This window comes from Natrinema marinum, from assembly GCF_024296685.1.
GTDB lineage: Archaea > Halobacteriota > Halobacteria > Halobacteriales > Natrialbaceae > Natrinema > Natrinema marinum.
In genome coordinates this window covers 1699802-1720206 of record NZ_CP100763.1, presented here as the reverse complement: position 1 = coordinate 1720206, position 20405 = coordinate 1699802, and the positions used below count along the sequence as shown (strand labels likewise).

Sequence of the window (20405 nt, the reverse complement as noted above, 5' to 3'; positions counted from 1 at the left end):
CGCGTGAGCGAGCCCGCCGCTCCTCGAGACGGTGACGCCGGTCGGGACGCGCGATCGGATCGGCATGCCGACGACGCGGCAGCCAATCGTGTCCGCTCCGAATCCGATCGGGACCGCTCCGGAGCCGGCGGTGCTCGAGTCACCAGGCGGACGCTTCTCGGGGCTGCAGCGACGGGCGGAGCCGTTGGTCTCGCCGGTTGCACCGCCCGTCAGTACCGAGCGCCGCCGGACTGCGGACCCGTCGCGACCGCAGCCGAAACCGCGGCCGGCTACGTCCCGCTCCCGGCCGACGACGAGATCTCGATGTTCCGCCGGGGCTTGCGACGGTACGGCTACTACCCCGACGAGACCGTTCCCGACGCGGTCCGCAAGGCGTGGTCGTTCCCGGTCAACCGCATCGGCCACACCGCGGCCAAGTCGACGCCCCGGCCGACGCCCGACGGCGAGACGATCCTCATCGCCGGCGATACGGGGATCATCCACGCCGTCACGCCGACCGGCGAGCACAGGTGGCGACTCGAGACGGGTGCCGGCCGGAGCCTCGGCTTCCACGGAACGCCGGCGATCGTCGGCGACACCGCTTACATCGGCGGCTACGACGGCGAACTCTACGCCGTCGATATCCCGACCGGCGACATCGTCTGGCACACCCGGACCCGCGATTTCGGCGACGCGATCGCGATCGGCTCGAGTCCGGCGTACGTCGATGGCTCGCTGTACGTGCTCACCGAGCACAAGAACCCCGCCAGCGGCGTGCTCTGGGAGGTCGACGCCGCCACCGGAAACCCGACCTGGAGCGACGACCGCCTCTGGGGAATGCCCCACCCCTCGCCCGCGATCGACTGCGAGACCGGCCGGCTCGTCACCGGCTCGAACGACGGCGTCGTCTACTGCTGGGAGTTCCCGAGCCTCGAGTTCGCGTGGTCGTTTCAGGCGGGCGGCGAGGGCGGTCCCGACGGCGACCCGATGGCGGGCGGCCGCTTTCGCCTCGGCGCGCAGATCAAGGGGACGATCCCGGTCTACGACGGCGCGGCGTTCGTCGGCTCGTGGGACGGCCGATTCTACCGGCTCGACCTCTCGGACGGCAGCGAGGAGTGGTCGCTCGACACGGGTAACGTCGTCATGTCGAATCCGGCGATCGACCCCGACTCGGGAATCGTTTACATGGGCGGCGACGACCACTACGTTCGTGCGTTAGACGCCGCGAGCGGCGACGTGCTGTGGGCGACCGATGTCGGTGGGCGCGTCATCGGCTCGATCACGGCTACCGCCGAGTCGATCCTCGTCGGTTCCTACGATGCCCACCTCTACGCCCTCGACAGGGAGACCGGCGACCGGCGCTGGCGTGTCGAAAACCGCGGCCACGTCACGGGCGGTGCGATCCCGCGCGGCGATCGGATCTACTACGCCGAACGCGGCGTCTTCTCGAACTACTACGACGAGGACGAGGAGACGGTGCTCGAGGAACCCGGCCAGGCCTACTGTTTAGTGCCGGACGAACGAGCCGATTCGGAGCGCTAGGGAACGCCGATCCGGGCCTCGAGCGTGGTGCCACGATCGACCCCACCAGTGACGGCTCGCTCGAGTTCGGTGCGTTGCTCGTGGACATGAAACACGCCGCTCGGAAAGAGTGCATTCAAGTACGCGCCGGCAGTGTGGTCGGATATGCAAGATCAGGGACGCTCTACGCGCAAGCGAACCGGTGGTCGATTGAAGAACGTTCGAAAGCGCCGCAAGGACGAACTCGGCCGACTGCCGACGGAGACTGAGGTCGGCGAGCCGCGCTTCCGGACCGTCGACGTTCGGGGCAACGGCACGAAGACCCGCGCGCTCTCGACGGACGTCGCGAGCGTCAACAAGGGCGACGAAACGGTCTCCGCGGAGATCGAAGACGTCGTCGAGAACGACGCCAACCCGAACTACGTCCGCCGGAACATCATCACGAAGGGCGCCGTCATCGAGACCTCCGAAGGGCAGGCTCGCGTCACGTCTCGTCCCGGCCAGACCGGGCAGGTCAACGCCGTCCTCGTCGAGTAACTGGTTTCGACCGCGGTTTCGTTTTCACTCGTCGCTAGTTACGACCCCCCGAGCACGACGATGTTACCGTAGTCGTCGCCGTAGACGAGCGTCCCGTCGGCCACAGCCACCGACCTCGAGACCTCGTACTCGGCGTCGTGCGTCCAGCGGTTCGAGCCGTCTTCGATGTCGAGCGCGTGGACCATCGCGTCCCAGGTGCCGACGTAGAGGACGCCGTCCGCGACGGTCGGCGACCCGCCGACGCGGCCGACGTCCGCCTGCCAGCGGCGTTCGCCGGTCGCTGCGTCGAACGCTCGGATCAGGCTCCCCCGCGTGTAGACGGTGTCGCCGACGACGGCCGGCGTCCGAACGGTCGCGGTGGCCGTCGCGGTCCACAGCTCGTCGCCGGTCGCGGCCTCGAGTGCGTAGAGCGTGCCGTTGTTGTCCCCGACGTAGACCGTGCCGTCGACCACCGTCGGTGCGTTCGGCCCGCCGCCGTTCTCGACCCGGAATTTCCAGCGCTCGGATCGATCGGCGGTGTCGATCGCGTAAACGTAGTCGTCGTGACTCTGGATGTAGACGGTCCCGTCGGCGACCGTCGGCCCTCCTGCCACCGGCCCCGCGGTTCGGAACGACCACAGTTCGGAGCCATCGGTCGATGACCGCGCGTACAGCCGGTCGTCGCCACAGCCGACGTACAGCGTCCCGTCGGCGAGCACGGGACCCGCTCGAGTTGGCGCTGGTAGCTCGACCATCCACACGGGATCACCGGTGATCGCGTCGACCGCCTGGAGCGATCCGGCTCCGGTTCCGACGAAGACCGTTCCGTCGACGACTGCCGGCGGCGTCGAGATCCCGCCGCCGGTGTCGACGGACCACTCGAGGCTCCCGTCCGCGAGCGAGATAGCGTAGAGCGAGCCGTCCAGGCTCCCGACGTACGCGACGCCGTCGCCGATAGCCGGTTCGGCGGCGATCTCGTCTCCGGCGGTGTGCGAGCCGCGGACTGTCGCGGAAGCGCGGGGGCCTCCGCCGGTACCGGCGGTGCCCGTGTTCGCCGCGTCGTACTGGACTGTCGGCCACTCGGTGGCGGTCCTATCGACGCCCGTGCCTTCCGTCTCGCCGTCGTCAGGTCCGTCGCCGGGACCGCTTTCGACGACCGGATCATCGGAACCCGTCAGCGTCGTGCAGCCGGCGATCGATACTGTAACGCTGCCCCCTACCAGCCCGAGGACGGACCGTCTGTTCGTCCGTTCGCTAGTCACAGCGGCCGTCTCGAGCGGAAGTACTTAGCTTGTCTGAACGTTCGGGAGCAGCGGAAGATCAGGGACGGGGAGCGGCCTTCTGCAACGCCGTCTCGGCGATGTTCCCGCCGTAGTCGGCGCTCCGGGACAGCGAGTCGACGATCAGCCCCAGCGATTGTGCCTGTGCCGGCTCTAAGTCGCGGAGTATGTCGTCGATCCGTCGGGTGTGTTCGTCGATCTCGAGGACGGCTGCAAGGGCGTCGTGGCCGAGTCGGTTGGCCTCGTCGGCGTCGTCGGCGAACAGCGCGTCCATCGAGCCCTCGAAGACGGTCGCGGCTTCGGCGTGGAGTCCGTGGATAGCGTCTGCGACATCGGCGGGGAGGTCGTCGAGTTTGAGCGCGATATCGCTGATCTTGACGGCGTGGTCGGCGATCCGCTCGAGCTGGCGGGCACTGGAGTGAAAGTCGAAACAGTCCTCGCGGGAGACGCCCAACTCTTCGACGGCCCGCGGTGAGCGCAACGTCGCGCGGAAGATCCGCGAGACGACGAGCCAGAGGCGGTCGACGTCGTCGTCGCGCTCGATCACGTCTTGTGCGATGTCGTCGTCGTTCTCGATCAGCGCCGTCACCGCGTCCTCGAGCATCGATTGGGCGATCAGGCGCATGCGCGTGACGGCGTTGACGATCGACAGCTCGGAAGAGTCGAGTAAGTCCTGAATGACCACGCTGTCGCTGGTCTCCTCTAACACCTCGACGCCGACGAGCCGCTGGGTCGCATCGCGAATGGCGCTGCGTTGCTCGGTCGTGATACGACCGGCCTCGAGGCGGATGATGTCGAAGCCGCTGACGTACATCGTCATCACAGCCCGTGTCAGCTGTTCGTCCGCGAGTCCCGAGACGTCCAGCGTTCCCTTCTGGCGTCGCGTATCGCGCTCGGGTGTCAGGAGAAGTTCGTCCCCTTCTGGATAGAATTCGACCGTCGTCCCGCTGCTGACGTCGTTTTCGGTCGCCCACGTCTTCGGGAGCGAGACAGTAAACGTCGACCCGCCCGTCACCTGAACCTTTCGCGTCTCCATGCGCCCCGATTCCTACTGCAACAATATAAATCCACTAGTCTATAGAGAGATACAGATCGTCCTCCTTGGTACCCCTATGTCCGTTTTATGGGCATTTTCGGTATCCATCTGTTCGTAATGCTCAATCGATAACTGTTACCAAACATATATCTATATAGTTGGCGAAAGTCTCTGTCTCTACCGCAGCGTCGACCAGCGATCGGACGACAGCCACCGCCTGGTCGGACCGTCGAACCCGCCTATCGAGCGTCCTCGAGATCGACGAACGCGCCCACGTCAGCCGACAGCCAGGTAGTCACCCGCTCCGCTTCGGAGCACTCTCGGGGGACGACCGTACAGCGGTCGGGCCGGTTCTCGTACTGCACCACGACCGACTCGAGGGCGACGTCGTCGCCTGCGTACTGCGTGGCCGCTGCCAGTCGTTGTCGGGTGGACCGATCGTCGTAACCGCCGGTGGATCCGTTCATGAGTTTCGGGTCGCGTACGTGGAGCCACCCACGACGCGTACTAAGCCGCTGCTAATTGTGATATTGAGCGATCCATACCAGTGCTGGGGCCTCCGTACGAGGGGGTCGCCGGTCGGACGTTTCCTGCCGAACGATGGGGTATCAATCGGGACGGCGGTCGACCGCCCGCTCACCCCCAGAGATCGCTGTCGCTCAGCGCGGCCCGCATCAGCGTCTCGTGAACGTCGGTCGACGAGCCGCCTTCCGCTCGACACCGGTCGTACGTTCCGTCCGACCGCATCACCCACCTGTTCCGATCGTCGGCGAGCAGCGTCTCGAGGATCCCCTCGAGGCGGCGCTGGAGTCGCGGCTCCTCGATCGGCGCGATCGCTTCGACCCGATTGTCGAGGTTACGGGTCATCCAGTCGGCAGACCCGATGTAGTAGCGGTCCTCGCCGCCCGCCCGGAAGTAGAAGATCCGCGAGTGCTCGAGGAAGCGACCGACGACGCTGTAGACATCGATCGTCTCGCTGACACCCTCGAGGCCGGGCCGGAGTCGGCAGATGTCCCGCACGACGAGGTCGATGTCGACGCCGGCCATCGACGCCTCGTAGAGTTCGCGGACGATCGCGGGGTCCTCGAGCCGGTTCATCTTGGCGACGATACGCGCCTCCTCGCCGTTTCGCGCACGCTCTGCTTCGGCGCGGATGAGTTCGACGAACCGATCGCGCATGTTCCCCGGCGCGATGAGCAGCTTTCGATAGTCGCGGTACATCGAGTGGCCCGTGAAGTAGTTGAATAGCCTGACGAGGTCCTGACCGACATCGCTGTCGGCGGTCAGTAAACCGAGATCCTCGTAGCGCTTCGCGGTCTCGGAGTGGTAGTTGCCGGTTCCCACGTGCGAGTAAAGTTGGACGCCGTCGTCTTCTTCGCGGACGACCAGCGAGGTCTTCGTGTGGGTCTTGTAGCCGATCGTCCCGTAGGCGACGTGGATCCCCTCCTCTTCGAGTTTTTTCGCCCACTCGAGGTTGTTCTCCTCGTCGAAGCGAGCTTTGAGTTCGACCATGACGGCGACCTGTTTGCCGTTTCGTGCGGCCTCGAGCAAGCTCTCGATGACCTGTGAGTCGCTTGCGGTCCGGTAGATCGCCGCCTTGATCGCGAGCACGTCCGGATCGTTCGCCGCGGCGTCGAGAAAGCGCTGGACGGTCCCGTCGAAGGAGTGATAGGGGTGGTGGACGAGCACGTCGCCCTCGCTGATCACGTCGAACACGTTCCGGCCGTCCGCATCACGCCGGCCCAGCCGCGGGTGGGGCTGTGGGGACCACTCGGGGAGCTTGAGTTCGGGCCGATCGAGGTCGGTCAGGTCGGCGAAGTCGCGGTAATCGAGCGGCCCGCCGAGGCGGAATACCTCTCTGTCGTCGAGGTCGAGTTCGCGCATGAGGATCTCGAGGATCTTCTCGGGTGCGTCGGGTTCGATCTCGAGGCGGACGGCGGTCGCGAACCGTCGCTCCTCGATGACCTCCTCGATCATCTCGATCAGGTCCTCGGCGACCTCCTCGTTGCGCCGGACCTCGGCGTTGCGCGTCACCCGGAACAGGGCGGTGTCGACCACCTCGACATCGGGAAAGAGCAGATCGAGGTTCGCCCGGACGACGTCCTCGAGGAGGACGTACCGCGTGTCGTCGCCCAGTTGGACGAACCGGAGCTGGTTGCGCGGGATCTTCACCCGCGAGAAGGTCAGCTCCGCGCCGGGCCGCTCTCGGGTGAGGACCGCGAGCGAGAGGCTCTGGTTCGAAATGAATGGGAACGGATGGGCTGGGTCGAACGTCAGCGGAGTCAGCGTCGGCAGAACGGAGTTCTCGAAGTACTCGCGGAGCTTCCGGCACTCTGTGTCCGCGAGATCGTCGTAGTCGACGATCTCGATCCCGGCGTCGGACAGTGCCGGTCTGATCTCCTCGCGGTAACACTCGGCCTGGCGCTCGAGCAGCGGACGGGCCTCCTCCAGAACTTCCTCCCACTGCTCGCGGGGCGTGCGGCCGTCCGGCGTCTCCTCGGTGACGCCGGCCGCGATCCCCTGTTTCAACCCGCCGACGCGCTTGCGGAAGAACTCGTCTACGTTCGTCGTGACGATCGCGAGGAACTTCACGCGCTCCAGGAGCGGGTTCTCCTCGTCCAGTACCTCGTGGAGGACGCGCCGCTGGAAGGCGAGTTCGCTGAGTTCGCGGTTCAGATAGTACGACGGATCCGAAAGGTCGATCTCGTCCGTCGCCGGGCGCGAGTCGTCCGCGGCGACGACCGGCAGATCGATCGTCTCGGGGTCCGCCACCGCGTCGACCGGAGGATCAAACTCGCTCTCGTCGAGTCCGTCGGACCGTCCGGTGCGAGCGGCAGCGTCGGCGTCCGTCGTGGCTGGCCGCTCGGTCGCGCCGTCTCGGCCTTCGGGGCTGGACTCGTCGTCGGACCCGGACTGGAACGCGAACGTCGCCTCCTCGTCGGCCGCCACGTCGTCTTCTCCGTCGTCCGGTACCACTGGCTCCTCGTCGGTCGCTGTCGAGTCTCGTTCGTCCATTCGGAATCCCCCGATTCAGTCCTCGAGCGCGACGATCTTCTCCGACGAGCGTTCCTCGTGGTCGGCACCCGGAACGCTCAGGAACCGATCCCGGCGAACGTCGTAGGCCGTGAGACGGCCGCCGTAGACGCAGCCGGTGTCGAGGCCGACCGCCCACTCCCGATCGACCGGTTCGGCGAGCACGGTGTGACCGAAGAAGACCCGCGGCGGTCCCTCGTAGCTCTCGAACCAGAACGGGCCGTCGTAGCCGTCCCCGTTCGGCGAGCGCATCGTGAGCACCTCGTCGTCAGCGTGAGCCGACAGCGGCCGGCTCGGATCGACGCCGCCGTGGACGACGAGCCCGCCATCCCAGGCGATCGCCGTCGGCAGCGACTCGAGGTACTGTAAGTCCACCGCGTCGAGCGCCGGCAGCGAGGCCTCGCCCTCGATCAGCTTCCGCTCGTTGTTTCCGCGGACCGAAATCAGCCGCGACGACCGCCTGACGCGGTCGAGCACGGCCTTGCTGTCGGGCCCCTTTCGCACCAGATCGCCGACGAACACGACGAGATCGTTCCCGCCGAGATCGAGCCGGTCGAGCAGCGCCTCGAGGGCGTCGGGACAGCCGTGGACGTCGCCGACCACGTAGACGTCGCCTCGGCTCTCGAGGGAGAGCTGCCGATGGTCGAGCGGTACCGGATCGTCGGACGCGGGGGTATCGATCGTCACGTGTTATGCGTCGGGACTATTTGGGAAGACGGGATAAGTCGTTTATATGTTCGCTATACCGTCCTATATAGCAGCGTATAGTCCGCGGAACCGGCTACGCGATCCGGCCGGCGCGCAATACTCGGCTCGCACGCACCGAGACACCGGAGTTCTTTAGGGCAGGCGACCCAGGCAGAGGTATGCACGTCGTCGTCAACGCCGCCGCGAGCGCGGACGGCAAACTCTCCTCGCGTCGGCGCGAGCAGATCGCCATCAGCGGCGCGGAGGACTTCGCGCGGGTCGATCGGCTCCGGGCCGACAGCGACGCCGTCGTCGTCGGCGTCGGCACCGTCCTCGCCGACGATCCCCACCTGACGGTCAAAGACGAGACACTGCGTGCCAAGCGCCGCAAGAACGATCGGCCCGAAAATCCGGCGCGGGTCGTCGTCGACTCGAGCGGCCGCACGCCGACCGACGCCGCCGTCCTCGACGACGCGGCGACGACGTACCTCTGTCTGAGCGAGGCCGCATCCGTCGACCGACGCGCGGCCCTCGCCGACCGCGCGGCACTGATCACGGCGGGCGACGAGCGGGTCGACCTCCTCCCGGCGTTCGCGGCGCTGCAAGAACAGGGCCTCGAGCGGATCATGGTCGAAGGCGGCGGCGAACTCATCTTCTCGCTGTTCGAGGCCGGGCTGGTCGACGAACTGCGCGTCTTCGTCGGCCCGAAACTCATCGGCGGCCGCGACGCGCCGACGCTGGCCGACGGCGACGGATTCGTCGCGGAGTTCCCGTCGCTCGAACTCGCGGAGGTCGACCGGCTCGACGGCGGCGTCCTCCTGACGTGGCGCGTCGCCGACTAACGCTTTCTACTCGAAGTCGGGTTCCCGGTCCTCGACGAACGCCGCCATTCCCTCGCGCTGGTCGTGCGTGCCAAAGAGGCTCGCGAAGGCGCGCTTCTCGTAGTCCAGTCCGCTCGTCTGCGAGCCCTCGAGGCCCTGGTTGATCGCCCGTTTCGCCGTCTGCATCGCGAAGGCCGGCTGCGCGGCGATTCGGTCGGCCAGTTCGGCGGCGACCTCCGCTAGGTCCTCGTCGGGGACGACCTCGCCGAACAGGCCGGCCTCCGCGGCCGACTCGGCGTCGAGCCGTTCGCCGAGGAAGATCATCCGGCGGGCGGTTTCGTCGCCGACCAGGCGCGGCAGCCGCTGGGTCGCTCCCCAGCCGGGGATGATGCCCAGGTCGATCTCGGTGTTGCCGATCAGCGCGGACTCGCTCGCGACTCGCAGATCGCAAGCCAGCGCCATCTCGCAGCCGCCGCCGAACGCGTAGCCGTTGACCGCCGCGATCGTCGGCGCGGGGAACGCCTCGAGCGCGTCGGCCACGTCGTGGCCGAGTTCGCCCCAGTCCTGTGCCGCTTCGGCCGAGAGATCTTGCATATACTTGATATCCGCACCGGCGATGAACGCGTCGCCGGCACCCGTCAGAACGAGCGCGCGGGCGTCGTCTGCGGCTTCCGCGAGCGCTTCGCCCATCGCCTCGAGCGTTTCGACGTTCAACGCGTTGAGCGCGTCGGGGCGGTCGACAGTCAGCGTCGCTACGTCGTCGTTCCACTCGAGTCGGACTGTGTCCCAGGACATGTGCCGGCGTTCAGCGGCCACGGTGAAAGGGGTTCGGACCCCGGTAGTCGGGGCCGATCGGCGGCCACGGGTACCCACCCGTCACACCTTTCCTCGCGCGCGGCCTACGAACGGCCATGGAACGAGCAACGTTCGGCGGCGGCTGTTTCTGGTGCGTCGAGGCGGCCTTCGAGGAACTCGCGGGCGTCGAATCGGTGATCTCGGGGTATGCCGGCGGCCATACCGAAGATCCCAGCTATCGGGCGGTCTGTTCCGGCAAAACTGGTCACGCCGAAGTCGTCCAACTCGAGTACGATCCCGACGACGTCGCCTACGAGGACCTCCTCGAGGTGTTCTTCACGATCCACGACCCGACGACGAAAGACCGCGAGGGCCCAGACGTGGGCTCGCAGTACCGGTCGGCGATCTACGCCCACAGCGACGACCAACTCGAGACTGCCCGGGCGTTCGCCGCGGAACTCGAGGCAGAGGGCCTCTACGACGGGATCGTCACCGAGATAGAGCCCCTCGAGACGTTCTACGAGGCCGAGGAGTACCACCAGAACTACTTCGAGAAACAAAGAGCGGCAGATGGAACTATTGAGGACGCCTACTGCGCGATGCACGCGGCCCCGAAAGTCGAGAAGGTCCGAGAGAAGTTCAAGGAGAAGGTGACAGCCGAGAACTAACCATCTCCTTCACGGATTTTCGCTGCGTCCTCGTCGTTTTCTTCACTTTCCTCTGTTTCTTCTTCCGTATCATCGCCTTCGAACTCCCGCTTATGGACTAATTCCTCCATACATACATCGAAGAACCGCTTTAGTCCCTCACTCTTAGACCAGCCCGAACTCGATAACGCCGGGATGAAAACTTCATCCAGCCAGCGCTCATAAACACGATTGTTCAGGTCATTCATAAGTCGTAACGTGATTAGGCTTCCTGTGACGTTTTTCCCATCAAGGACGCTTCCGTTCCACGCGGCTTCCGCGAACAGCTGTTCGCGTGGTGCTTTAGGGTCTGGGTCCGTATACGCCAGAACTTCGACTGCAGTTAACCGGACGGACACTGAGATAGCGAGTAAAACCGCGAGAGCCATCGCTACCAGTGGTGGTGCAAGAAGTCCCGCTCCGGCGACCGCGAGCGCCAAGACAGACTCTCCATCGGAAAAGTGAGATTCGGTCTGCCGCCAGTTCTCCTCAACTTCCGCCACGAGATCCTCGTGAGATGCTTCAATCTCAATGTTCTCGGAAACGTATTCGGCTATCCGTCCTACGTGGTCCTCGCGCCACTTCCTCGCATCCTCTACGCCGATGATTCTGTCGAATATCCACCAATAGGCCCGGTGTATAGGTGCGTATCTTCCGATACTCCCAACGAGGCCCGCGAGCCGCGAGAGCGGCCCAAGAATCAAAGACGCGATAACATTTCTTATCATGTTGTAGTATTATTACTATTATTGGCGAAGTCTTCTACTGTCCTTCCGGCAGAAAGAAAAATCCATAACTGCTGTGGCGAATTTTTTCGGAAATCATTTGATACCGGCTTTCTCGGATAGGTTCGCTGTTGTTCGCTCATGTTCATCTACACATGACTGTCTTCTACACTGAACAAAGTTTGATGGCTTGCCATCGAAAGGTAGGAAAGGTGTATCCGTTTCCTTAGCCGCCCGCTCAACGGCTATAGAGTCCGGTTCCCCATCATTAATCCATCTTATGGATTAGACACGTACTGTATGTGATACGGAGAGACGATGGCGAGCCGAATAAGATCGACGACCGCCGAGATGGATCTGGTCGCGGCCGATACCTAAGCCAAAAAGGACGACAGCGACGCTGACGACGATAGCGATGACTGACGCCGGTCGACTGCGAGTTCATCATGGAGAGAAATGTTATTTATATCAAAATTTCTCCCGTCCCATGAGATGGTTTCACAATCGGGGTCAAGGATAGATCAAACGGCGGAGACTTAACAGTGAGGCCGATATGAGATGACCAACGCAACATCAGACCGGTTCCCCACCGCCGGGGAGCGACTCCCCGAGATCATCCGCGAAGTCAACCACGCCGACGACGTTGAGATCCCCCCAGACGCCATCGACGCCGCCCAACAGCTGGCCGATGTCGTCGGTGGCGAACACGTTGAGTGGCCGCTCACGTCGCGTGGGGGCGGTCCCGGCGTCGTCGCGACCAGTTGCATCTACGTCGCCGATTACGCCGTCCGCGGCGAAGGGCGGGTCACACAGGAACGCCTCTGCGAACTCGCGCCGGGGTCGCACCCAACCGTCCGGAAATACTACCGCGACGTACCCGCGGTGTTCTTCGAGCACTCGACCACCTCCGATCGCCGCCACCTCGATCGCATCCCGATCGACTATAACGGCCCAGACGTGAGCGTCCTCGACGTGCTCCGCGTCTTCAACGCCGCCGAACGCGCCGGCATCGGCATCCGGAATATCGACCTCGGCGCCGAACCAGCCGCCATGCGCAAACTCGCCAACGCACTCGAGGAGGTGCAAGTGTGATGGAGGTTGGCAAACCGGTGATGTTCGACCCCGCCCCGCTTTAGATGTGGTTACAACGGCCCCTCCCCCGCCGACGAAACTGAATCCGGCTGGTTCTGCTGACCTAGTCACATTATATTCAATATTCCGGTGATAGATATCAACGCCGTCGATCACTGGAGTCCGCTCGTGCCCGGAACAGCGACGACGACGAAGACGATGGCGAGTCGGACGAGATCGACGAGGGCTAACCGCGAGCCCCAGTCGAGCGTGATCTAATTCCGGGTTAGACAAGCCGCGGATCGCTCGGGATCTCGTCGCTTTCGAGCAGTTCGTCGACAGCCGATTCGTCGTCGAGCCCAAGCCGGCGGCTCGCTTGCCGCCTGAGCGCGTTGCTATGCTCCGGCAGCCGGTCCGATACCGTCCGGGATTTGGCCAGCGTCTTCCGAACTTCTCTCGCGGCGGCGGGATCGTCACGCTCGAGATCGGCCAGCGCGTCGGCGGCCGACGCCGGCTCGTCGTCACCGTCGCCGGCCTTAAGCTCATCCTGCGTCGGACGCGTCGTCTCCGGGTTTTGCACGAGTGCATCGGGCTCCGAATCTGATTCGGCGAGCTGCATCGCTAACTGCTGGACGCTGAGGACCGACGCATCACGCACGCCCGTCGAGGACACGGCGGGCTCGAGCACGTCGCGAATCGCGTCGAGCGTCTCCGCAGCGACTACGCGTGGTTCGCCGTCGCACCGCTCCGCCGCGACGAGAAGGTCATACTGCTGTTCTGTAAGCGTCAATGAATCTTCAGACATGTCTGGTTGAAGTGAAACCGCAGATAGTTCGCGAGCAATACGAGAGAAACGCGTCGCCGAACGCGGGGGTCCTGCCCGCGATCGGAGCGCGTCTATGACTTCCGAATCGAAGACTGGCCGCTTGCGGCCGCGGTCTCGAGACCGCGCTTGAGCAGTCACTGCTCGTAGGGACCTGACCGTCTCGAACGTGGCCGCTCGAGGTCATCGGTCGCGTGGTCATTTCTCGGCTCCCGTCGCCGCCACGAACGCCTGCACTCGCTCGAGGTCGTCCATTTGCTCGAGTTCGGAGATCGGAACCCGCTCGACCCGCCGGAGATAGCGCGTCGCCAGTTCGGCGACTTCCGCGATCGATTCTCTCTCTCGGCGGTACGTCTCCGCCGGGACGATCTCGACGCCGTCGTCGCTCGGCAGGATGACGACGTTCTCGGGATCGTGGCCGCGAGCCAACAGGAGACCCTTCGCGTAGATCGCCCAGTCGTCCGCGTCGAACGCGTCCGTGCCGTTGCCGTCGGAGATCGTCTCGACCAGCGCCGCGTTGAGGTCACGCTCGTCCTCCGATACCGACGATACGTCGGCCGGCTCGATTCGCGGCCGGTCCGGTCGGAGTGGCTCGTCGTCAGTCATCCGCGGTCCTCCCGTCGTCGGCGATCGCCGCCTCCGATCGCGACGTGAACGTCGACGCTCCCGTGGTTGACCGCTCGATTCGAGCGCGTCGGGCCGGATCCGCCGCCGCACCGGCTGATAAGTCGGCGAGCGTCATATCGGGGCAGTCGATACACGAGCGAACCCGGCCCGCGTCGTCGCCGAAGACACGGGCGAACTGGTCAGAGACGTGATTTCCGCAGTTCTCGCATTCACGGGTCATCGTCGTCACCTTCGTCGTCGCGCTCGAGATAGCGCGCCCGGAATCGCCGGGCGAGAAGCGTCCGGCTCGCTGGCTTCGCAAATCTCAGCCGTTTCGCGGCGTCATCGGTCCCATCGATCTCTGCCGCCGCGAGATCCGCGTACGTTCGCGCTACCTCCGCCCGATTCGCCGATCGAAGATCGTCGGAGGTCGGTTTCGCGCAGTCCCACTCCCGCGGCTCGTCTCGCTCCCGAGAGCGCCGCCGGACGTTTCGCGTTCGCCGACGGCCGGTCACGTCGTCCGAGTCGGCGTCACTCATCGTCATCGTCACCGTCGGTCACGTCGTTCGAGTCTCCCGCGGTCGCGTCGGGGATCGCTCGCCGAATCGTGATCGTGCCGCCGCCCGACCCGAACGCCGATTCGTTAAGGATCTCGTAGTCGGCAATCTCCGGCCTGTTACCCGCGTCGTCGACGCAGATATGCGATACCGTGATATTCCAGTCGCGTTCGGTCTGCTCCAGTTCACGGATCCGCTTCTCGAGCGACCGCGTGCTCGTGCTCCGTCGCGTCATTCGCCACCACCTTCGATCGCGGAGAGGCGCTCGTCGAGTTCTTCGAGTTTCTTATCATTTAAGCACTGACGACGAACGTTCACGGCGTAGGCCAGCGTCTTGACCCACCCCTGCCGGACGCGCTCGTTTTCCGGCGATCGAACACGTCCGCTCTCGATCTTCCGACGGGCTTCCGCGATCGCTACGTCCAGATCGTCGAGAATCGCATCGTAGTTGTCGGCGTCCGTCGCGTCGATCGCCGAGCCTCCCGCGGTCGCGTCTGCGTCGGCGTCCGTCGCGTCGTCGGCGTCGGCGCTCATCGCCGCCCACCCCGTGGGTCGGCAACGTCGCTCTCGGTGGTTCCGGCCGTTTCCGACCGCGTCGTGGCCGATCGCCGCTCGTCTATCTCCCGCTTATCCGCGGGGGCGTCGCCGCTCGGCTCGTTCGCGTCGGTTTCCGTCTCGCCGACGGCGTCCGTGGCGATTTCGAGAGTCCGAGCATATGACCGAACGTCGTCGGCGATACTGTCCGGCACGAGAATAACGCGGTGAGGATCTCGGTGAGGATCGTCAGATGGCATAGATATACAGATTGGGTCGCTGTATCGCGGTTCTTGAACGTGTCGTATCTCGAACCGGACGGTCAAAAGGGTTTGGTTCTCACATATATGGGCTCGCGTAGCGGGCGATCTTGCCAACGGCCGCGTCGGCCCGCCGGGCGCGCCATTATGACCGGAGTTCCGCCGAGCCGTTCGTCGCTGCTCGCGTATTCGTGCTAAAGTACCACGACGCGATCCGTATCGCGTCCGGGTTCGCCATCACCGTCTCCGGCACGTCCAGCGTCGACGGCTCGAGATCGTCGGTCGACTCGTCGGCGTCGCGGTAGGCGTCGGCGATCACGAGTATGTCGTCGGCGTCCGTCCGCGCCGCCGTCTCGAGCGCTCGAGCCCCTTCCTTCAGATACGCCGCCGGAGGGCACCCCGCGTCGTCCGGCCCGTCGCCGAGCCAGTACCACGAGCCCGTCTCGTCTACCGCGATCGGCTCGACCGTGACTTGGTGGCCCCGTCCCACGGTTTCTTCTTCCTGCCAATACGTTTTCACGTCTTCTATTGGTATGTCGGCAGCGTCGACGCCGAACAACGCCGAATGCGGATGTCCCACGCCGTGTTTCGTCGGCTCGAAACACGTTATCGACGGCGGGATCCCGCCGTCGAGCCGCCGCCCCAGCCATTTCCGGAGGTTCGTCACGTCGTCGGTTAGCTCCGCCGCCCCGTCCGCGATGCTCGGGAATCGCGACGGCTTCGTCGTCCCCGTCAGTATCACGCCCCGCTCGTATTTCTCACCCGCCCGATCGAACGCTTCCGACAGTCGTGCTCCCGGCTTTCGCGCCCGAGCCCGATCCGTGAACCGCGTCGGATCCGGCTCCTCCAGATCACCGATCCCGGCTCGGTACGCCCCGAGCGAACCGATTAGGCACGCCCACGTCGTCGTCTCGATCGTCTGGCGACGCGATACCATTCCTGCCGCTCTCGATTTCGCCGTTGAGCGCGACGCCGTCGACTGCGGAAGCTTTTGCACACTAACGGTATCAAGCGACGAATGCAGTGCGGATTCGTCGATCGACGCCCACACGAGATCCGCCGCCGTCTCGCGGTTTTCGAACGTCGGTTCGTCACCGTCGTCATCGACGACGACCGAGTGTGTCGCCGTCGGACGGACCACATCGACTCCCGACAGCCGCTCACATTCGCGTCGAGTCCACCGCCAGTCGGCGTCGCCCGACTCTACGTCCCGCCCGAAGACCACACGGGCGAGCCAGACGATCGGCTTGCCGTCTCCCGATCTCTCGTCTCGGAGGAGCCGCTCGAGTCGCGCCGACTCATCGCCACGGGGTTGCTCGGCAAATCCGGAACTTCGTGATAGGGCGGGACCCTGACATCGTTCGGATGGCTGATACGCTTCCGCGAAGTCGTCGAGCCGATCTTCGACCGGCCCCTTCCACAGATCGGAGAGGATCGGGCGGTCGCCGACGCGGTCGGCTCCCCAGCGCCAGTCTGTGAACTCGGTGTCCACGAGATGCTCGTACCGATCCACCCAGAGCATCTCGTATCGATCTCCGAGATCCAAGAACGAGTCGAGCACCGCGAATGCGTCGTCTTCGCCCCAGCGAGCCGCGAGCATCGACGCCCGGATCTCGCAAGCGTACTCGAGATCGTCCGTCTCAAGGATTTTTCTACGTTTTTCGTAGAGTTTGCTGGTGCCGCAGCGGGGACACTCCGTTTTCTCCGGGTGGGCACGTTGGATGTCAATGAGCCAAAACCATTCACAGTCGGAACAGCTGACAACCGCGACCCGTTCGTGTTTATCGCTTGCTCTCGTCGTCGCCGCGGTCATCGCCGCTCACCGTTCTGTTCAACCGAGTCTTTGAGTCGATCAGCCGTTTCGATCGCAAACTCGGCGAAACCAGCCAACGTCGTTACATCGATCTCCCGGTCGAACTCGCGATCGAAATCAACGTCCTCTGCGATCCTTCCCGTTGCGTCGAAGAACACACTCCACGGGATCGGCCGCAGTCCCGTCGCGCGCTCGTAGGCCGCCTTCGCTTCTTCGAGTTGCTCGTAACTGATCTCCTGTTCGTCGGCCGTGCTATCGACCGCTTCCGCCATGTCAATTGAAATATCCATTATAGATAGTATGTACTGACCCGTTCCACGTCGGAACAGGCGATTCACGGCCCGACAGATCAGAAAGCAGACGTGCGTTCTGTCCTCCACACCGATCGATTTACGTCGATAGGTGACGATGAAAGAATCGCACGACCACTGGTCTTAGTCGGATCGTGGCTTAGCGTAACTGCCGTTGCCGCAGAAGCTGGTCCCTTCTGCGGCGTTCATTCGGATTAGCTTATATCAGATATATCATTTATCCTTGAGTTCCAAGAGATGGTGCGCGATCCATTCACAAGGGAGGTCGCTCTCAGTGAGTTGCTCGAGAGCCTCGACCTCGGCGTCCGAAAGATCGAGCTCCGTCGCTAACCCGATCACGACGTATCGACCTCCTCGAGCGGATGGATTTTAAGAACGATCCAGTCTCCATGCTCGAGTCCGAATTCTTCCCGGATGTCCTTCGGTATCGTAACTCGACCGCGATCTCGTAGACGAGTCGGCGTCGTGCGACCCATATCTGGGTTCGGGCGGAACTGTCTATAAAGCCGCTGATTCTTCCAACTATTTTCCGTTCTCCCACTTATGAGGCGAAATATTAGTTGAAGTAGGTGATGGTATAGGTGTTCTATAGTGGAACCCCTAGAATCCCACGACCAGAGACTGCCCTACCACGGGGGTTGTAGCGGTGGCGGTGGCAGGGGATATAGATTCGACTGCCGAGCCAGATTTCCCTACGCGGATTCGGATTTCTCGAGCAACGCCTTCTTGACTTCGGGATCGTCGAGCAGTTCATCGACGATCTGGAGTTTCTCGACCGTCTCGGCATCGTCTGCGTCGACTTGCTGATAGGAGTTACGTACGTCCTCGTTGGCCCGTTCCATCATCTTCTCCGCGTCGGGGGTATATTCGAGTCCGCAATACGGACAGAGCCGTGCGTCCGCGGGTGGATTTTCTCCGCAGCGGGGACATACTTCCGGCGTGAGCTCGCTCTCCGCTTCGTCGACTTCGAGGTCGAACGCTTCGCGCGCTTCGCGGATATGATCGCTGTCCTTGAGATGTGCGTACGTGGACTCCATAACGGTACTCTCGTGTTTATGTCCGATCTGGTGCTTGATTGCCGACTCGTCCATCCCACGACGGAGCGCGATTGTTACGAAGTTATGACGAAGGGCGTGAGGATGCGTAGGCTTAGATTCAATTGCGGGGTAATCTTCGGCTGCGCGTTCGGATAATCGTCCGACGATCGCGCCGATGGTCGTTGGATCGAGCATGGTTTTCGGATCCGGTCCGGCGTACTTCGGCCGCCCCACGAATACGTAGGCCTCTGGATCATCGGGTGCTGGATGTTCGGTACTAAGATACTGCTTGAGGGTCGCCGAGGATAATAGGAGGTCGCGCCATTTGCCGTTCTTCTCGGCCTCTTTTAATCCAGTCGCGTCCCCGTTTAACCGGAACCGGTCGTTCTCGAGCTCGAGATCCTTGATTCGGAGCGTTCGAGTGGCTGTGTTCCGTTGACCGGTGTAGATCAAGAAGTCGAAGAGTGCGCGGTCCCGCATACAGTCGGCCGCGTCGCGCATCGCTTGGATTTCCTCGCGAGTCAGCATATCGGCTGGATCGACCGCCTTATCGTCGATCTGGAATAGCGTAATGTCCTCGGAAGCAACGCTGACATCTGAGAACACGTAGTAGAACTGGCGGAGCGCGTTCTGATAGATACGAATAGTTCCTTTTGAGAGTCCATCGTCTTTCACGTTCTCGAGCGTCCCGTCGTGAAAGCCCTGCATGACCGTGTTTAGTTCGGTCGCGCTTGTATCGGTTAGCGCAACGTGTGGGGCGGTTTTCTTTAATCCCGAGAGGTAGTTCTTCAGGGTCGTTTCCGATTTCGTCTTCTGTCCATCAGGCGTATCTTCGACGAGATTTTCTTCGTCGTAGGCGTCGGCCATCTGTAACATTCGCTCGGCATCTTCGGGATCTTCGTAGGCTGGAAATTCCTTCGTTCGTCCGTTGGTGATCTCGAACTCGCCGCCATGCCGATGTTCACGGACTCGCTCTCGGGTGTCCTCGTACTGCTGTGAATAGCTCCGGGCCATGCGAACAAGACGCGCGCTGGCCGAGAAAGTATTTCGGTCGGTCACACGCGGATTCTTCGAGAAGAATCCGAACGACGCCTACTGTACGATGCACGCGGCCCCGAAAGTCGAGAAGGTCCGCGAGAAATTCCGCGAGCGCGTCGCCACGCAGTAGCCACGAGAACGGCGGGATGCACGGACCGCTCGAGTCGCTGACCGTCGTCCGAGCGATCGGTTACCGTTCGTACCGCCTGACGCGTCGTGATGGACTCTGAGGAGGCGTGTTGCAACTACCGCCGGCCGACGCGATGCGGCGAACCGTCGTCTCGAAGAGATGCAGCCGCGTACTGAACACCTGTCCATCGGTGCTGAACAGGTAACACTCGTCGCGCTCGAGCGACCCGCGCGTGAACACGATTATCGTCGATCGAACGCGGTTCGGCCCGAGTTCGGCGCGGACGACGTACCCGCCGTACTCGTCGGGCCGCGTTAGTTCCGGAATCGTCCTGCCGTTGGGTAGCCGCAGCAGCTGGACGGTGATCGGTGCCGGGAGCCGGTCGACGACTCGAACGGTCAGCCCCGGCCGGTACTCGTGAATGGGTACTAGCACGGGTTGCTCCGGTTCGGGTTCGTTCCCTCCCTCCGAAGTGGAACCGTCGGACAGGCGTGTCTCGGTGGTGGCCTCTCTCCTCTGGTGTGCTTCACGCGGAGCGCCATCGGCCGTACCGCTGGTTCTCGGACGACGGTTCGGTACCACGCTCGAGGAATCGATGTCGGCCGCTGGACCGTCCGGCTCGTCCGATCCGCTCGATTTCTCGTGTGTCATGCGTCAGTAATATGGCGGTATTCGCTTTCGTCGGCTCCTCCCTCGACGATCGCTGTTCCGCTCGTCGACACGGTACGTCCGCAAGCAACAACGACGCGCCGTTCGAGCCGCCGGCGACGGCGATCGGAGCTATCGACTGCGAGTGTGATAAAAATAGGTTCGAGACGCTACTCTATCGACGTGGAGATGAGATTCAGCTGGGTGCTGAACATCTGTGCGTCTTCCCCAAGCGTCGCGGAGTCGCCGCTACTGTAGCTCTGATCGCGGGTGAACAGGAGGACGGACGGTGCCTGGGGCCCGTCGTCGGTCGAGTACCGGACCACGTGACCGGTGTACTCGTCCGGTTGAGAGATCTCCGGAACGGTCTCCCCGTCTGCGGTCTGAAGAATGCTCACCGTCGTGCTCGTTTCGAGTTGCGAGACGACGTCGAAGCTCTCCCCGGCTTCGTAGTTGTACGTGAACACCAACACTTGTCCGTCGTCATCTTGTACCATC

General features: G+C 63.6%; 24 protein-coding genes and 2 pseudogenes. 6 read left to right on the top strand and 20 right to left on the bottom strand.

What is annotated here, in order from left to right; translation table 11 throughout:
- Positions 1-3 precede the first annotated feature (3 nt).
- Positions 4-1521, top strand: a complete 1518-nt coding sequence (locus tag NKH51_RS08480) for an outer membrane protein assembly factor BamB family protein (RefSeq protein ID WP_254764891.1) — start codon at positions 4-6, stop codon at positions 1519-1521.
- A gap of 144 nt (positions 1522-1665) precedes the next feature.
- Positions 1666-2037 (top strand): 30S ribosomal protein S8e, encoded by a 372-nt coding sequence (locus tag NKH51_RS08475; RefSeq protein WP_254764890.1) that lies wholly within the window; start codon positions 1666-1668, stop codon positions 2035-2037.
- A 38-nt stretch (positions 2038-2075) separates the two neighbouring features.
- On the opposite strand, the gene NKH51_RS08470 is transcribed toward NKH51_RS08475, so the two are convergent.
- The 5 genes from NKH51_RS08470 to NKH51_RS08450 form a co-directional block, all read right to left on the bottom strand.
- The gene (locus NKH51_RS08470; protein ID WP_254764889.1) at positions 2076-3278 is read right to left on the bottom strand and encodes an outer membrane protein assembly factor BamB family protein; all 1203 of its coding nucleotides are present in this window, start codon (positions 3276-3278) and stop codon (positions 2076-2078) included.
- 58 nt (positions 3279-3336) lie between these two features.
- Positions 3337-4332 (bottom strand): phosphate uptake regulator PhoU, encoded by a 996-nt coding sequence (locus NKH51_RS08465; RefSeq protein ID WP_254764887.1) that lies wholly within the window; start codon positions 4330-4332, stop codon positions 3337-3339.
- A 239-nt stretch (positions 4333-4571) separates the two neighbouring features.
- Positions 4572-4799, bottom strand: coding sequence for a DUF7511 domain-containing protein (locus NKH51_RS08460; RefSeq protein WP_254764885.1), 228 nt, complete (start codon positions 4797-4799; stop codon positions 4572-4574).
- Between the two features lie 169 nt (positions 4800-4968).
- Positions 4969-7347 (bottom strand): polyphosphate kinase 1, encoded by a 2379-nt coding sequence (gene ppk1 / locus NKH51_RS08455; protein ID WP_254764883.1) that lies wholly within the window; start codon positions 7345-7347, stop codon positions 4969-4971.
- Positions 7348-7362: 15 nt separating this feature from the next.
- Positions 7363-8052 carry a metallophosphoesterase family protein gene (locus tag NKH51_RS08450; RefSeq protein ID WP_254764882.1) on the bottom strand — a complete coding sequence of 230 codons (690 nt, stop codon included), beginning with the start codon at positions 8050-8052 and terminating at the stop codon, positions 7363-7365.
- 179 nt (positions 8053-8231) lie between these two features.
- Here NKH51_RS08450 and NKH51_RS08445 point away from each other — a divergent pair, with 179 nt between their 5' ends.
- Positions 8232-8894, top strand: coding sequence for a 2,5-diamino-6-(ribosylamino)-4(3H)-pyrimidinone 5'-phosphate reductase (locus NKH51_RS08445; protein WP_254764880.1), 663 nt, complete (start codon positions 8232-8234; stop codon positions 8892-8894).
- 6 nt (positions 8895-8900) lie between these two features.
- Here the strand turns inward: NKH51_RS08445 and NKH51_RS08440 are convergent, their stop codons facing one another.
- Positions 8901-9668 carry an enoyl-CoA hydratase/isomerase family protein gene (locus NKH51_RS08440; protein ID WP_254764879.1) on the bottom strand — a complete coding sequence of 256 codons (768 nt, stop codon included), beginning with the start codon at positions 9666-9668 and terminating at the stop codon, positions 8901-8903.
- A 116-nt stretch (positions 9669-9784) separates the two neighbouring features.
- Between NKH51_RS08440 and msrA the strand changes: the two genes are divergently transcribed.
- The gene (msrA, locus tag NKH51_RS08435) at positions 9785-10336 is read left to right on the top strand and encodes a peptide-methionine (S)-S-oxide reductase MsrA (RefSeq protein ID WP_254764878.1); all 552 of its coding nucleotides are present in this window, start codon (positions 9785-9787) and stop codon (positions 10334-10336) included.
- Here msrA and NKH51_RS08430 read toward each other — a convergent pair.
- Entirely contained in the window at positions 10333-11082 is a 750-nt protein-coding gene (locus NKH51_RS08430) for a hypothetical protein (protein ID WP_254764877.1), read from the bottom strand. The genes msrA and NKH51_RS08430 overlap by 4 nt on opposite strands.
- Positions 11083-11637: 555 nt before the next feature.
- On the opposite strand from NKH51_RS08430, the gene NKH51_RS08425 reads away from it, so the two are divergent.
- On the top strand, positions 11638-12171 hold the full coding sequence (locus tag NKH51_RS08425) for a hypothetical protein (RefSeq protein ID WP_254764876.1): 534 nt from the start codon (positions 11638-11640) through the stop codon (positions 12169-12171).
- Between the two features lie 265 nt (positions 12172-12436).
- Here NKH51_RS08425 and NKH51_RS08420 read toward each other — a convergent pair whose 3' ends face one another.
- The 11 genes and pseudogenes from NKH51_RS08420 to NKH51_RS08385 form a co-directional block, all read right to left on the bottom strand.
- Positions 12437-13114: a hypothetical protein gene (locus tag NKH51_RS08420; protein ID WP_254764875.1), complete on the bottom strand. Its 678-nt coding sequence runs from the start codon at positions 13112-13114 to the stop codon at positions 12437-12439.
- Positions 13115-13171: 57 nt separating this feature from the next.
- On the bottom strand, positions 13172-13579 hold the full coding sequence (locus NKH51_RS08415) for a hypothetical protein (protein ID WP_254764874.1): 408 nt from the start codon (positions 13577-13579) through the stop codon (positions 13172-13174).
- Positions 13572-13820, bottom strand: a complete 249-nt coding sequence (locus NKH51_RS18905; RefSeq protein ID WP_425606696.1) for a DUF7563 family protein — start codon at positions 13818-13820, stop codon at positions 13572-13574. The genes NKH51_RS08415 and NKH51_RS18905 overlap by 8 nt, the downstream gene beginning before the upstream one ends.
- Positions 13810-14118 carry a hypothetical protein gene (locus NKH51_RS08410; RefSeq protein WP_254764872.1) on the bottom strand — a complete coding sequence of 103 codons (309 nt, stop codon included), beginning with the start codon at positions 14116-14118 and terminating at the stop codon, positions 13810-13812. The genes NKH51_RS18905 and NKH51_RS08410 overlap by 11 nt, the downstream gene beginning before the upstream one ends.
- The gene (locus NKH51_RS08405; RefSeq protein WP_254764870.1) at positions 14111-14371 is read right to left on the bottom strand and encodes a hypothetical protein; all 261 of its coding nucleotides are present in this window, start codon (positions 14369-14371) and stop codon (positions 14111-14113) included. The genes NKH51_RS08410 and NKH51_RS08405 overlap by 8 nt, the downstream gene beginning before the upstream one ends.
- A complete protein-coding gene (locus tag NKH51_RS08400) occupies positions 14368-14670 on the bottom strand; it encodes a DUF8136 domain-containing protein (protein ID WP_254764869.1) in 303 nt (100 codons plus the stop codon). Before NKH51_RS08400 ends, NKH51_RS08405 begins: the two co-directional genes overlap by 4 nt.
- Positions 14671-15075: 405 nt before the next feature.
- Entirely contained in the window at positions 15076-16530 is a 1455-nt protein-coding gene (locus NKH51_RS08395; protein ID WP_425606709.1) for a hypothetical protein, read from the bottom strand.
- Positions 16531-16533: 3 nt separating this feature from the next.
- Positions 16534-16743, bottom strand: a pseudogene (locus NKH51_RS18900) (DUF5817 domain-containing protein); the annotation flags it as partial.
- On the bottom strand, positions 16740-17015 hold the full coding sequence (locus tag NKH51_RS08390) for a hypothetical protein (RefSeq protein ID WP_254764866.1): 276 nt from the start codon (positions 17013-17015) through the stop codon (positions 16740-16742). The gene NKH51_RS08390 and the pseudogene NKH51_RS18900, both read right to left, overlap by 4 nt.
- A gap of 374 nt (positions 17016-17389) precedes the next feature.
- Complete coding sequence (locus tag NKH51_RS18895) at positions 17390-17530, bottom strand: AbrB/MazE/SpoVT family DNA-binding domain-containing protein (RefSeq protein WP_425606695.1); 141 nt, start codon at positions 17528-17530, stop codon at positions 17390-17392.
- A gap of 216 nt (positions 17531-17746) precedes the next feature.
- A complete protein-coding gene (locus NKH51_RS08385) occupies positions 17747-19105 on the bottom strand; it encodes a site-specific integrase (protein ID WP_254764864.1) in 1359 nt (452 codons plus the stop codon).
- A 52-nt stretch (positions 19106-19157) separates the two neighbouring features.
- Between NKH51_RS08385 and NKH51_RS08380 the strand changes: the two are divergent.
- Positions 19158-19259: pseudogene (locus tag NKH51_RS08380) on the top strand (peptide-methionine (S)-S-oxide reductase MsrA); the annotation flags it as partial.
- A 60-nt stretch (positions 19260-19319) separates the two neighbouring features.
- On the opposite strand, the gene NKH51_RS08375 reads toward NKH51_RS08380, so the two are convergent.
- Entirely contained in the window at positions 19320-19694 is a 375-nt protein-coding gene (locus NKH51_RS08375; RefSeq protein WP_254764862.1) for a hypothetical protein, read from the bottom strand.
- Between the two features lie 383 nt (positions 19695-20077).
- Positions 20078-20404, bottom strand: coding sequence for a hypothetical protein (locus NKH51_RS08370; RefSeq protein WP_254764860.1), 327 nt, complete (start codon positions 20402-20404; stop codon positions 20078-20080).
- Between the last annotated feature and the right edge of the window lies 1 nt (position 20405).

What these genes read in the sequence shown, in the direction of transcription:
- NKH51_RS08475 (WP_254764890.1), top strand. Translation starts at nt 1,666, where the DNA reads ATGCAAGATCAGGGACGCTCTACGCGCAAGCGAACCGGTGGTCGATTG.
- NKH51_RS08465 (WP_254764887.1), bottom strand. Translation starts at nt 4,332, where the DNA reads ATGGAGACGCGAAAGGTTCAGGTGACGGGCGGGTCGACGTTTACTGTC.
- NKH51_RS08460 (WP_254764885.1), bottom strand. Translation starts at nt 4,799, where the DNA reads ATGAACGGATCCACCGGCGGTTACGACGATCGGTCCACCCGACAACGA.
- ppk1 (WP_254764883.1), bottom strand. Translation starts at nt 7,347, where the DNA reads ATGGACGAACGAGACTCGACAGCGACCGACGAGGAGCCAGTGGTACCG.
- NKH51_RS08445 (WP_254764880.1), top strand. Translation starts at nt 8,232, where the DNA reads ATGCACGTCGTCGTCAACGCCGCCGCGAGCGCGGACGGCAAACTCTCC.
- NKH51_RS08440 (WP_254764879.1), bottom strand. Translation starts at nt 9,668, where the DNA reads ATGTCCTGGGACACAGTCCGACTCGAGTGGAACGACGACGTAGCGACG.
- msrA (WP_254764878.1), top strand. Translation starts at nt 9,785, where the DNA reads ATGGAACGAGCAACGTTCGGCGGCGGCTGTTTCTGGTGCGTCGAGGCG.
- NKH51_RS08430 (WP_254764877.1), bottom strand. Translation starts at nt 11,082, where the DNA reads ATGATAAGAAATGTTATCGCGTCTTTGATTCTTGGGCCGCTCTCGCGG.
- NKH51_RS08425 (WP_254764876.1), top strand. Translation starts at nt 11,638, where the DNA reads ATGACCAACGCAACATCAGACCGGTTCCCCACCGCCGGGGAGCGACTC.
- NKH51_RS08415 (WP_254764874.1), bottom strand. Translation starts at nt 13,579, where the DNA reads ATGACTGACGACGAGCCACTCCGACCGGACCGGCCGCGAATCGAGCCG.
- NKH51_RS18905 (WP_425606696.1), bottom strand. Translation starts at nt 13,820, where the DNA reads ATGACCCGTGAATGCGAGAACTGCGGAAATCACGTCTCTGACCAGTTC.
- NKH51_RS08410 (WP_254764872.1), bottom strand. Translation starts at nt 14,118, where the DNA reads ATGAGTGACGCCGACTCGGACGACGTGACCGGCCGTCGGCGAACGCGA.
- NKH51_RS08405 (WP_254764870.1), bottom strand. Translation starts at nt 14,371, where the DNA reads ATGACGCGACGGAGCACGAGCACGCGGTCGCTCGAGAAGCGGATCCGT.
- NKH51_RS08400 (WP_254764869.1), bottom strand. Translation starts at nt 14,670, where the DNA reads ATGAGCGCCGACGCCGACGACGCGACGGACGCCGACGCAGACGCGACC.
- NKH51_RS08395 (WP_425606709.1), bottom strand. Translation starts at nt 16,530, where the DNA reads ATGCTCGCGGCTCGCTGGGGCGAAGACGACGCATTCGCGGTGCTCGAC.
- NKH51_RS08390 (WP_254764866.1), bottom strand. Translation starts at nt 17,015, where the DNA reads ATGGCGGAAGCGGTCGATAGCACGGCCGACGAACAGGAGATCAGTTAC.
- NKH51_RS18895 (WP_425606695.1), bottom strand. Translation starts at nt 17,530, where the DNA reads ATGGGTCGCACGACGCCGACTCGTCTACGAGATCGCGGTCGAGTTACG.
- NKH51_RS08385 (WP_254764864.1), bottom strand. Translation starts at nt 19,105, where the DNA reads ATGGCCCGGAGCTATTCACAGCAGTACGAGGACACCCGAGAGCGAGTC.
- NKH51_RS08370 (WP_254764860.1), bottom strand. Translation starts at nt 20,404, where the DNA reads ATGGTACAAGATGACGACGGACAAGTGTTGGTGTTCACGTACAACTAC.